Consider the following 9,967-nt stretch of genomic DNA (forward strand, 5'->3'; position numbering starts at 1 on the left):
ATGCTGGAAATCACGGTCTACACCGTGCCCAACTGCGCCGATTGCGAGGCGGTGGGGCGGCTGTTGACCAGCCAGGGGGCCGCCTTCACCGAGAAGAACGTGCGCGAGGATGCGGCAGCGCTGGCGGGGAATCCATGAGCGTGCTGGGCTACACTGGGGAAATGATAATTGCCTCTCAAGAACGTGCAGATCAGGAGGCGGTCTGCGAGGTCAATTGCGTTCATCCAGAGGCGGTGGCGCAGGCCCGCGCAGCCCTGCCGGGCGGCCAGGATGTCGAGACGGCCAGCGCCTTTCTGAAGCTGGTGGCCGATCCCACGCGGCTGAGAATCCTGAGCGCCCTGAACACCCGCGAGCTGTGCGTCTGCGATCTGGCGGCGGTGGTGGGCCTGTCGGAAAGTGCCGTGAGCCACCAGCTCCGGCTGCTGCGGGCGGGACGCGTGGTGGCCTTCCGCAAGGTGGGCCGCGTGGCGTATTACCGCTTGCTGGATCACCACGTCACCCTGCTGATCGAGAGCGCGCTTGACCATGCCAGGGAGTAGAACTGGACAGTGGCTCAGGCTGGGCGCATTTCTGGCTGCGTTCGTCTTGCTCGGTGTCTTCGCGGGCGGCTGGCTGGCGCGGCAAATTCAGGCACGGGGGCCGCTGTACTGCATCGAACAGGCGGGGACGCTCTGGAACGGTGTGGCACCGCTTTCGTCTGGCTTTGAGCCTGAATGCCCGCAGAGCGAGAGTTACCGGGCAGAGGTGCGCTCTGGCGATACGCGGGTGGAACAGTACCGCGTACAGGGCTGGCAACCGCGCGCCCTGCTCCCGGCCATGAAGGCGGGCGGCTACCTCCAGATCACTGACGAGCCGATTGGGCCGGGCAATTATTCGGCGTTCCTGGGCCGCGCGGGCGTGCCGGAAATTCAGTATCTGGCGAATCAGGAAGGCGACACGACGCTGATCACGCTGAGCGGACGGCCCTAATTACCTTCAGCACAACGGAATTGCGGCAGACTCGGCGCGAATGACCCGGCCACCCAGATTCGATACAGCTCCAAAAACTCCAATTCAGAGTGACAATCTGCCCCTCTCGCACCGCCTGCGTGATCTGGCCGACACGCTGGGGCTGGTGTGGCGGGCCAGCAGGCGGCACAGCCTGACCTACGCGGCCACGACATTGATCGCCAGCGCCCTGCCTGCCGCCAACCTGTATGTGGGCAAGCTGCTTCTGGACGAGGTGGCGCAGGCGGCGGGCGGCGGCGTGACCTACACGGCGCTGCTGACCCTGCTGGCGATTCAGGTGGCCCTGGGCGTGTTCGGCAGCCTGCTGAGTACGGTGGGCACGGCCTCACAGCAATTGCTGGGTGACAGTTTGCAGCACAGTGTCAGCCGCCGGATTCTGGACAAGGCGTCGGGCTTGAGCGTGGACGCTTTCGAGAATGCCGAAACCTATGACCGCCTGCAACAGGCCTACCGCGAGGTGGGTTCGCGTCCACTGGGGGTGGCGACGCAACTGGTGGGGCTGGCCGGGGCCGCCGTCACCCTGATTTCGGTGGGCGCATTGATGGCCCGGCTGGGCGTGTGGGTGCTGCCGCTGGTGCTGCTGGCAAGCGTGCCAGGGGTGATCGTCAGCAACCGTTTCGGCATCCAGGGCTACCAGATGCTGCGCCGCCAGACCCACGATGCCCGCGTGCAGAACTATCTGGGCAGCCTGCTGACCTCGGACACGCTGGTCAAGGAAGTGCGCCTCTTCGGCTTCGAGGGCCACCTGCTGGAGCGCTGGCGCAGCTATTACCTGGGCTTCCGCAAGACGCTCGAAGATCTGGTGCGCCGCCGCTCGGCGTGGGGCTTCGGCGCGGCGCTGGCCTCTGCACTATTGATTGGTCTGGCGAGCGCGCTGATTCTGCGGCGGGCGGCGGACGGGCAGATCAGCGTCGGGGACTTTTCCATTTTCGTGCTGGGCATCGCGCAGGTGCAGGCCACCGTGAGCAACCTTCTCAACGGCGTCAGCGGGATTTACCAGAACCTGCTGTACATGCGAAACCTCTTCGGCTTTCTGGAGCTGCCCAGCCGCGATCTGGACGCCGGGGAGGTCTGGGCCGGGCCAATCGACACCATTGAATTCAAGGACGTGGGGTTCCGCTATCCGCTGACCGAGCGGGACGTGCTGCGCGGCGTGAATTTCACCGTGCGGCGCGGGCAGGCGCTGGCGCTGGTGGGCGAGAACGGCGCGGGCAAGACCACCCTGGTCAAGCTGCTCACGCAGTTGTTCGAGCCGAGCAGCGGCACCATTTTGCTGAACGGCATGGACGCCGCCCTGTTCAGCCCGCGCAGCGTGCAAAAGCAGATGAGCATCATCTTTCAGGATTTCGGCCAGTACCAGATGAGCGCCCGCGAGAATGTCGCCCTGGCCGAGGTGGCGCGGCTCGCGGAGGAGGGCGTTGTGGAAAGTGCCGTGCAGCGGGCCGGAGCCGAGTTCGTGGACGATCTGCCGGAAGGGCTGGACACGCCGCTGGGCCGGCTGTTTCAGGGCGGACGGCAACTGTCGGGCGGGCAGTGGCAGCGGCTGGCGCTGGCGCGGCTGTACTTCCGCGACGCCTCGGTGCTGGTCTTCGACGAGCCGACGGCGGCGCTGGACGCCCGCGCAGAATCGGAAACGATTGAGGCATTGCGCTCGCAGACCACGGACCGCATCACGCTGCTGATCTCGCACCGCTTTTCCACCGTGCGGCTGGCCGATCAGATCGTGGTGCTGGAGGGCGGCGTGATCGTGGAGTCAGGAAGCCATGCGGAACTGATGGCGCGCGGCGGGCAGTACGCCTCTCTCTACAACTTGCAGGCGCGGGGCTATGGAGCGGCGAAAACGGAAACGGTCAGCGACCCGGCTTAGTCCTGTCCTGGCGGGCATCCTCCGCCTTCCACTCCCCGGCGATGGCGGCGGCCTTGCCCGCCACCCAGGCCAGCGCGTCGCTGTTGGGAAACGAGATGGCGCTGTGGTCCTCGCGCGAGGAGATGAAACGCTCGGTGCCCGTGCGGGTGCCGTCCAGGCGCACATTGGGCGTCAGCTCGAACAGGTAGTTGACCGGCCAGCCGCCGCTGACGCCGGGGCGGGCGGGCAGGCGTTTGCTCTGCACCTCCAGATCGCGGGCGACATTGGGCCAGACGATGTCCTTGACCCCCACCGTGCGCCCGGCCACCGAGAAGGCGTCGCAGGCGTGCATCGGGGACGGCTCGGCACCGTAGGCGTCTCCCAGCGCGCGGATTCCGGCCCCGAAGTCAGATTTCCAGGCCACACAGATACCGTCCAGATCGACTTGCAGGGCAACCGGCACCCCCGGATTGACGCGGCTCAGGTGGTGCAGCCACACCGATCCCTGCGAGTGGCCCAGCAGCACCAGCCGGGGCGGTTTCGCCGACTTCATCCAGGTGTTTTTGACCTGCTCGAAATCCGAACGAAGCGCTTCGTAGCCGCGCTGGGGACCGCCGATGTACTCGGAGGAAAACGTGGCGGCGGCGTTGCTGGCGTAGCCCGAGACCTGGGTACGGTAGCCCGTCGCTGTGAACACGTCGGCCAGCCGGTCCAGCGTGCCGCGCGATCCCAGGTAATCCCAGTTGTCGCGCGGGGCCAGACAGGGCGGCGCGCAGCGGCCCGACATGGCAAAGATCACCACGTCCGGCGGCGGACCGTTCAGGTTCAGGGCCGGGGTGCGGGCCGGATGGATCACGTACAGCGGCGTACAGCCCACCAGCGCCAGCACGCACAGCAGCGGGGCCAGCAGACGGACGGGCAGGCGCAGAGACACCCTCCAGTTTAGGCACGAACAGGCAGCCCGGATACGGGCGCGGCTTCCCTTTGCGGTCACACCCGGCGGGGGCAGACCGTTCCCACGGCCCCCGGACAGACCCTCCCTCTTTCCCGGAAGTGCGCCTTGCGGGTATTCTGGAGGGCAATGACGCTCGATCAGGCCGAACCTTCCACACTTTCCACCGAACATTCCACCGCCCGCCGGGGTCTGCTGATCGTGATCACGGGCGCGTCCGGCGTCGGCAAGGGCACCCTGCGCGAACGCTGGCTGGCCGGGCAGGACGTGTTCTACAGCACGTCGTGGACCACCCGCGAAGCCAGGGCCGGGGAACGGCATGGCGTGGACTACGTGTTCGTGCCGCCGGAAGTCTTTGACAGCAAGGCCAGAGCGGGCGGCTTTCTGGAACACGCCGCCTTCGTGGGCAACCGCTACGGCACGCCCATCGAACCCATCGAGGCCGCGCTGGCACGCGGGCAGGACGTGGTGCTGGAAATCGAGGTCGAGGGGGCCATGCAGGTCAAGGCCCGCATGGGCGCTGAGGCCGTGCTGGTCTTCATCATGCCGCCCAGCCTGACCGAGCTGCGCCGCCGTCTGGAGGGCCGCGCCACCGAGACCCCCGAGCGCGTCGAGAAGAGGCTGCGCCGCGCCCGCGAGGAGATTCAGGAGGCCCACGCCTTCCGCTACGTGATCGTGAACGACGATCTGGACCGCGCCGTGGAGGAATTGCTGGCCGTGCAGCGTGCCGAACGTGCCGCGCAGGTGCCTCCTGAGCAGTGGACGGAGGAAGAACGGGCGGCGGTAACGGCGGCACAGGCCGTGAGAAGTGAGGGGCTGGACGCAGCACACTTGCAGCGCGTCGTGGATTCTTAAAAGGGGGAGACATGCCACTTGAGATCGTTCAGGGCGACATCGCCGTGCAGGACTGCGCCGCCCTCGTGACTGCCGCGAATAAGGAACTGATGGGTGGTGGGGGTGTGGACGGCGTGATCCACCGCGCCGCCGGACCAGGGTTGCTGCGCGCCATTCGCAGGATCGGCGGCACGCCTACCGGAACTGCCGTGATCACCCCAGCATTTGAGCTGGAAGAACGCGGCGTGCAGTACGTCATTCATGCCGTCGGCCCGATCTGGCGCGGCGGCGGGAGTGGTGAGGCCGAACTGCTGGCCGGGGCCTACCGCCGCAGCCTGGAACTGGCGGTGGAGAATGGCTGCGCGTGTGTCGCCTTTCCCGCCCTCAGCACGGGGGTTTACGGGTATCCAGCCGAGAAAGCCGCGCCCGTGGCCCTGGCGACGATTCTGGAATTCCTGAGCGGGCATCCAGAGCTGGAGGTCCGCATGGTGCTGTACGACGTGGGCAGCCTGCATGTCTTTCAGCGGGCGCTGGCACGGCTGACGGGATAGGCTGGCCGCGCAGTCAGCCGCCTCAAAGTCCACGCTCATGCGCGGCGCTTAGGATGCGGCCATATGTCCCTGCACCCCAATCTGCCCCACCTGTCCTCCCGGCAAACCCCCGCGCGGGCGCTGCTCCTCAGCGCGGCCCTGAGCCTCGGCGTCCTGCTGGCGGGGGCTGCCTCCGCGCAGACCGCTGCGCCCGCCCCTAAACCCGCCGCGTCGTCCACTGCCACCACCGAAGCGGCCAGTGCAATTGCCGTTGAGGTCAGCGCCGCCGTGAAGGGGCAGATCATCAGTTGCCCGGCTACCCTGAAGCTCAGCCCGCGCGCGGTGTGCCTGTACGTGCCGGGCGGCGTGGCCTCGCTGCGCCCATTGATCGCGGGCAAACTCAGCGGGCGCACGGCGGGAAGCTGGAAGACCAGCGGCAAGGCCAGCACCCTGCTGGTCAGCCAGAAAGCAGGCGGACCGCTGGGGGCCTTCGTGCTGCTCAGCGCGCTGAACGACAAGGAAAGTCTGGTGGTGGTGGACGCCGCGCAGGCCAAAGCTGTTCCCGCCGCTGCCAGACCTGCTACACCGGCAGGCGTCATCAAGGGGCAGCCCTACGTGCTGGGCCGCGATCTGGCCGGAGTGGTGGGCGTGACCAGCCAGGGCGGCGGCAACTACCGCCTGACCACCGAGGACGGCTCGGTGCTGACTGTCACGGTGGGCCGCAAGGCCGCGCAGACCAGCAACGGCACGGTGGAACTGCCCCTCGCGCCCGCCACCGACGGCACCAACCTGATCTTTCCGCTGGACGGTCTGCGTTCGCTGGGCTGCACCGTCACCCCCGCCGGGACCAATTTGACCGTGGCCTGCGGCGCGGACAGCATCGGCCTGCGGCCCATCGTTTTCTAGGTTCAGATGAAAAGGGAGGCGGGCGTGCTGGACACGGTTCCCGCCTCCGCTGCTTTCTCCCAGACGGCCCCGAAAAGCCTTCAGACGGTCTTAGTGTCCGGCTCATAACACAGGTAGGTGCAACCCGGCGGGCGCGAAGTGCGTAATCATAGCTGCAATCGCCCGCTGGACTGAGGGGCGTTGTCCACACTCCAAGGAGGACCCACCCATGAGCATACTTGACCGACTGTCCCGACTGCTGCGCTCCAACGTCAACGACATGATCAGCAAGGCCGAGGACCCTGGCAAGATCATCGAACAGGCCCTGCGCGACATGCGGGCCGCCTACGGCGAGGCCCGCAGTGAAGTGGCCGACGCCATGAGCCAGAACGCCAAGCTGGAACGCGAGGCCGGCACCAACCGCCGTCTGGCCGACGAGTACGGCAAAAAGGCCGAGGAAGCCCTGCGCGGCGGCAACGAGGAGCTGGCCCGCGAAGCCCTGCGCCGCGCCCAGAACTCCAAGGATCTGGCGGCGGGTTTCGACGAGCAGCGCGCCACGCAGGCCAGCACCGTGGATCAGCTCAAGACCCAACTGCGGGCGCTGGAAGCCAAGATCGACGAGATGGAGTCCAAGAAGTCGCTGCTGGCGGCCCGCCAGAAAACGGCCCAGGCCAGCGAGACCCTGGACCGCGCCACGGGCTTCAACAAGGCCGGGGGCGCGATGGACGCCTTCGAGGAAATGGAGCAGCGCGTGTCGGGCATGGAAGACCGCAACAAGGCCATGACCGAGTTGCGAACTGACAACGACATCGACGCGCAACTCAAGGACCTGGGCCGGGACCGCGACATCGACGACGCGATGGCCGCGCTGAAGGCCAAGGTTCAGGGCGATTCGGGACCCAAGAGCTAAACCCGCAACTCCGCTCACCTCTCCCCTGCTGATCACTGGCGGGGGAGTTTTTCGTGGCGCGTGACCCCGCCGTAACGCCGGGCCGCTAGACTGGCGGCACATGAATAAAGTGTTTCCCAGCGCTGCCGAGGCGCTCTGTGATGTGGTGGCCGACGGGCAGACCGTGGCGGTGGGGGGTTTTGGCCTGTGCGGTATTCCCGAGGCGCTGATCCTGGCCCTGCGCGACAGCGGCGTGAAAAACCTGACCGCCGTGAGCAACAACGCGGGCGTGGACGGCTTTGGCCTGGGCCTGCTGCTGGGCACGCGGCAGATCAGCAAGATGATCAGCAGCTATGTGGGCGAGAACAAGGAATTCGAGCGGCAGTATCTGGCCGGTGAACTGGAGCTGGAATTCACGCCGCAGGGCACGCTGGCCGAACGGATGCGCGCGGGTGGAGCGGGGATTCCCGGCTTTTACACCAAGACAGGTGTGGGGACGGTGGTGGCCGAGGGCAAGGAAGAAAAGGAGTTTGACGGCGAACGCTACATCCTGGAACGCGCCGTCGTGGCGGATGTCAGTCTGGTCAAGGCGTGGAAGGCGGATAAGAGCGGCAATCTGGTCTACCGCAAGACGGCGCAGAACTTCAATCCGGTGGTGGCGACGTGTGGGCGGGTGACGGTGGCCGAGGTGGAGGAAATCGTGGAAGTCGGCCAGCTCGATCCCGATAGCATCGACACGCCGGGCATTTATGTGCAGCGAATAGTCCTGAATGCCACACCTGAGAAACGCATCGAGCAGCGGACGGTCCGGCAAAGCGCTCCAGCCCCGTCCGCCGCCGGAGAGGAGAGTTAAGATGCCCTGGAACCGTGACCAGATGGCGGCCCGCGCCGCCCAGGAATTGCAGGACGGCTTTTATGTGAACCTGGGCATCGGCCTGCCCACGCTGGTGGCCAACCACATCCCGGATGGCGTATCGGTGATGCTGCAATCCGAAAACGGCCTGCTGGGCATCGGTCCCTTTCCCACCGAAGACGAGGTGGACCCGGACCTGATCAACGCGGGCAAACAGACGGTGACGGCGCTGCCGGGCGCGAGCTTTTTCTCCAGCGCCGACAGCTTTGCCATGATCCGGGGCGGGCACGTCAACCTCGCCATCCTGGGGGCCATGCAGGTGAGCGAGACGGGCGATCTGGCCAACTGGATGATTCCCGGCAAGATGGTCAAGGGCATGGGCGGCGCGATGGATCTGGTGGCCGGGGTGCAGCGTGTGGTGGTGCTGATGGAACACACCGCGAAGGGCGACGCCCACAAGATTTTGCAGGACTGCAACCTGCCGCTGACCGGCGTGGCCGTGGTGGACCGGATCATCACCGATCTGGGCGTGCTGGACGTAACTGCCGAGGGTTTGAAGCTGGTGGAACTCGCGCCGGGCGTTACGCTGGGAGACATGCAGGAAAAGACGGGCGCGCAGATTCAGGGTTAGGACCCGTCTAATGGGCTTGGTAATGCAGACAAGTCTCTCATGTTTGGCTTTACGCTGATTTTCGCAAGTTGTCATTTTTCTCTGGCTGCGCTGGGACGGCGTCTGCGGTTCCCCCCTCCCAGCCTCCCCCGCAAGGAGGGAGAAGCTAAAAACGCCGTGTTTATCGGTCTTATCACTTTTATGAGAGAGATCTCTGCATCACCCAGATTCATGGCGAGATCGAAGAGGTGAACAACATCTCTCCGGGCGTGGGGTGTAGTGATCGGAGCTGTCCCGATTTCTACCGCGTTACAAACGCAGTCCGTATCAACCTGCATCGGCTGGTCATCGGACTGACCAAAGCGGTCATGATCGGCAGTTAGCAGGCTTGCGATCCATACCCGAACGGCTCCGGGCCTGGGGAGCGCGGTGGGCAATTTCGGTGCGGGCTGTTCCAGTTTCAGGCCGACGAACCCGAGGTCAACTGGGACCAGACCTGTACTCCCCCCCACCAGTGGCCCCGTCTCCGGCGCGTATCCTGGCCCCGCGTGGCCTCTGGCAACAGCCTGAGCGTGCCCGCAGAGGTGTTCCATGCTCCCCACTCCGCCGCCCCGCTCCACGATCCGCCGTCTTTACGCCCTGCTGTGGCCGCAGCGCGCCACCATCGGCCTGGGCATGTTGCTGCTGGTGGGCAGCGTCGCGGCTGAGTTGTACCCGCCGCTGGTCTGGGGCCGGGTGGTGGACGTGGGCTTGGCGCAGCGCGACTGGAACTTCGTGGCGTGGCAACTGGCCCTGCTGGTGGGCGTGTATGCCGTTCAGCAACTGCTCTCGGCCTTTCAGGGCCTGCTGCTGGAGCGCGCCGGACAGCAGCTCACGCTGGACCTGCGCCTGAGGCTGTACGAGAAACTTGCAGGCCAGTCGGCGGCGTACTTCGAGGGCCAGCGCACCGGAGACCTGCTGGCGCGGGTGACGGCGGATGTGGACGGCATTCAGGACGTGCTGCTGCGCGGCATCAACACGGTGTTGGGCAACGCGCTGCGCCTCGTCGGGGTCATCGGCATCTTCATCGCGCTGCAACCCCTGCTGGGCGCGGTGGTGGTCCTGCCGATGATCGCTGTGGCCCTGCTGCTAACCCGCTACAACCAGACCGTGCGCCCGGCCTACCGCGCGGCCCGCAGCCGTCTGGGAGACCTCTCGGCCACCGTGGCGGACCGACTCTCGGGCATCCGGGTGATGCAGGGCTTCAGGGCTACCGCAAAGTCAGGGTAGGGTGGTGGGTGTCATCCAAAATTATTCGTCAAGCAGACCTGATCACGCTGACCGCCACCTTTGCCACCCTTGATGATCCCCGTCAGGCACGGGGAATTCGACATTTGCTGTGCGACATTCTGGTGATCAGCGTTCTGGCGGTGATCTGTGGGGCAACGAACTACGCCTTGATTCACACCTTTGCCGTTCACCGACAAGTGTGGTTGCGCCGTTTTCTGAGGCTGCAAGGCGGTATTCCCAGCCAGGATACGTTTGAGCGTATTTTTGGGATCGTTGCTCCTGACACGTTCC

General features: G+C 65.9%; 13 protein-coding genes. 12 read left to right on the plus strand and 1 reads right to left on the minus strand.

What is annotated here, in order from left to right; genetic code table 11:
- Genes Q319_RS0104115 through Q319_RS0104130 form a run of 4 tightly spaced genes read left to right on the plus strand, consistent with a single transcriptional unit; the run spans position 1 to position 2,875 of the window.
- Positions 1-138: a glutaredoxin domain-containing protein gene (locus Q319_RS0104115; RefSeq protein WP_081845884.1), complete on the plus strand. Its 138-nt coding sequence runs from the start codon at positions 1-3 to the stop codon at positions 136-138.
- Between the two features lie 23 nt (positions 139-161).
- A complete protein-coding gene (locus Q319_RS0104120; protein WP_029480728.1) occupies positions 162-539 on the plus strand; it encodes an ArsR/SmtB family transcription factor in 378 nt (125 codons plus the stop codon).
- Positions 526-969 (plus strand): hypothetical protein, encoded by a 444-nt coding sequence (locus Q319_RS0104125; RefSeq protein ID WP_245618961.1) that lies wholly within the window; start codon positions 526-528, stop codon positions 967-969. The genes Q319_RS0104120 and Q319_RS0104125 overlap by 14 nt, the downstream gene beginning before the upstream one ends.
- Before the next feature lie 40 nt (positions 970-1,009).
- Positions 1,010-2,875, plus strand: a complete 1,866-nt coding sequence (locus Q319_RS0104130; RefSeq protein WP_029480730.1) for an ABC transporter ATP-binding protein — start codon at positions 1,010-1,012, stop codon at positions 2,873-2,875.
- Here the strand turns inward: Q319_RS0104130 and Q319_RS0104135 are convergent.
- The gene (locus Q319_RS0104135; RefSeq protein ID WP_245618963.1) at positions 2,859-3,788 is read right to left on the minus strand and encodes a hypothetical protein; all 930 of its coding nucleotides are present in this window, start codon (positions 3,786-3,788) and stop codon (positions 2,859-2,861) included. The two genes, Q319_RS0104130 and Q319_RS0104135, sit on opposite strands and share 17 nt — an antisense overlap.
- Before the next feature lie 147 nt (positions 3,789-3,935).
- On the opposite strand from Q319_RS0104135, the gene gmk reads away from it, so the two are divergent.
- From gmk to Q319_RS0104175, 8 genes are all read left to right on the plus strand, one after another.
- Positions 3,936-4,661 (plus strand): guanylate kinase, encoded by a 726-nt coding sequence (gmk, locus tag Q319_RS0104140; RefSeq protein WP_029480733.1) that lies wholly within the window; start codon positions 3,936-3,938, stop codon positions 4,659-4,661.
- A gap of 11 nt (positions 4,662-4,672) precedes the next feature.
- Complete coding sequence (locus Q319_RS0104145) at positions 4,673-5,191, plus strand: macro domain-containing protein (RefSeq protein WP_029480735.1); 519 nt, start codon at positions 4,673-4,675, stop codon at positions 5,189-5,191.
- A 63-nt stretch (positions 5,192-5,254) separates the two neighbouring features.
- Positions 5,255-6,076, plus strand: coding sequence for a hypothetical protein (locus Q319_RS0104150; protein WP_051655092.1), 822 nt, complete (start codon positions 5,255-5,257; stop codon positions 6,074-6,076).
- Positions 6,077-6,284: 208 nt separating this feature from the next.
- Positions 6,285-6,965, plus strand: coding sequence for a PspA/IM30 family protein (locus Q319_RS0104155; RefSeq protein WP_029480738.1), 681 nt, complete (start codon positions 6,285-6,287; stop codon positions 6,963-6,965).
- Positions 6,966-7,065: 100 nt separating this feature from the next.
- Positions 7,066-7,797: a CoA transferase subunit A gene (locus Q319_RS0104160; protein ID WP_029480739.1), complete on the plus strand. Its 732-nt coding sequence runs from the start codon at positions 7,066-7,068 to the stop codon at positions 7,795-7,797.
- 1 nt (position 7,798) lies between these two features.
- Complete coding sequence (locus Q319_RS0104165; protein ID WP_029480740.1) at positions 7,799-8,428, plus strand: CoA transferase subunit B; 630 nt, start codon at positions 7,799-7,801, stop codon at positions 8,426-8,428.
- Between the two features lie 570 nt (positions 8,429-8,998).
- Positions 8,999-9,676 carry an ABC transporter transmembrane domain-containing protein gene (locus Q319_RS0104170; RefSeq protein WP_029480741.1) on the plus strand — a complete coding sequence of 226 codons (678 nt, stop codon included), beginning with the start codon at positions 8,999-9,001 and terminating at the stop codon, positions 9,674-9,676.
- 8 nt (positions 9,677-9,684) lie between these two features.
- The coding region (locus Q319_RS0104175; RefSeq protein ID WP_162178617.1) for a transposase family protein at positions 9,685-9,967 on the plus strand (283 nt) is incomplete at its 3' end.

This window comes from Deinococcus marmoris DSM 12784, from assembly GCF_000701405.1.
In the GTDB taxonomy this organism is placed as follows: Bacteria; Deinococcota; Deinococci; order Deinococcales; family Deinococcaceae; genus Deinococcus; species Deinococcus marmoris.

What these genes read in the sequence shown, in the direction of transcription:
- Q319_RS0104115 (WP_081845884.1), top strand. Translation starts at nt 1, where the DNA reads ATGCTGGAAATCACGGTCTACACCGTGCCCAACTGCGCCGATTGCGAG.
- Q319_RS0104120 (WP_029480728.1), top strand. Translation starts at nt 162, where the DNA reads ATGATAATTGCCTCTCAAGAACGTGCAGATCAGGAGGCGGTCTGCGAG.
- Q319_RS0104125 (WP_245618961.1), top strand. Translation starts at nt 526, where the DNA reads ATGCCAGGGAGTAGAACTGGACAGTGGCTCAGGCTGGGCGCATTTCTG.
- Q319_RS0104130 (WP_029480730.1), top strand. Translation starts at nt 1,010, where the DNA reads ATGACCCGGCCACCCAGATTCGATACAGCTCCAAAAACTCCAATTCAG.
- gmk (WP_029480733.1), top strand. Translation starts at nt 3,936, where the DNA reads ATGACGCTCGATCAGGCCGAACCTTCCACACTTTCCACCGAACATTCC.
- Q319_RS0104145 (WP_029480735.1), top strand. Translation starts at nt 4,673, where the DNA reads ATGCCACTTGAGATCGTTCAGGGCGACATCGCCGTGCAGGACTGCGCC.
- Q319_RS0104150 (WP_051655092.1), top strand. Translation starts at nt 5,255, where the DNA reads ATGTCCCTGCACCCCAATCTGCCCCACCTGTCCTCCCGGCAAACCCCC.
- Q319_RS0104155 (WP_029480738.1), top strand. Translation starts at nt 6,285, where the DNA reads ATGAGCATACTTGACCGACTGTCCCGACTGCTGCGCTCCAACGTCAAC.
- Q319_RS0104160 (WP_029480739.1), top strand. Translation starts at nt 7,066, where the DNA reads ATGAATAAAGTGTTTCCCAGCGCTGCCGAGGCGCTCTGTGATGTGGTG.
- Q319_RS0104165 (WP_029480740.1), top strand. Translation starts at nt 7,799, where the DNA reads ATGCCCTGGAACCGTGACCAGATGGCGGCCCGCGCCGCCCAGGAATTG.
- Q319_RS0104170 (WP_029480741.1), top strand. Translation starts at nt 8,999, where the DNA reads ATGCTCCCCACTCCGCCGCCCCGCTCCACGATCCGCCGTCTTTACGCC.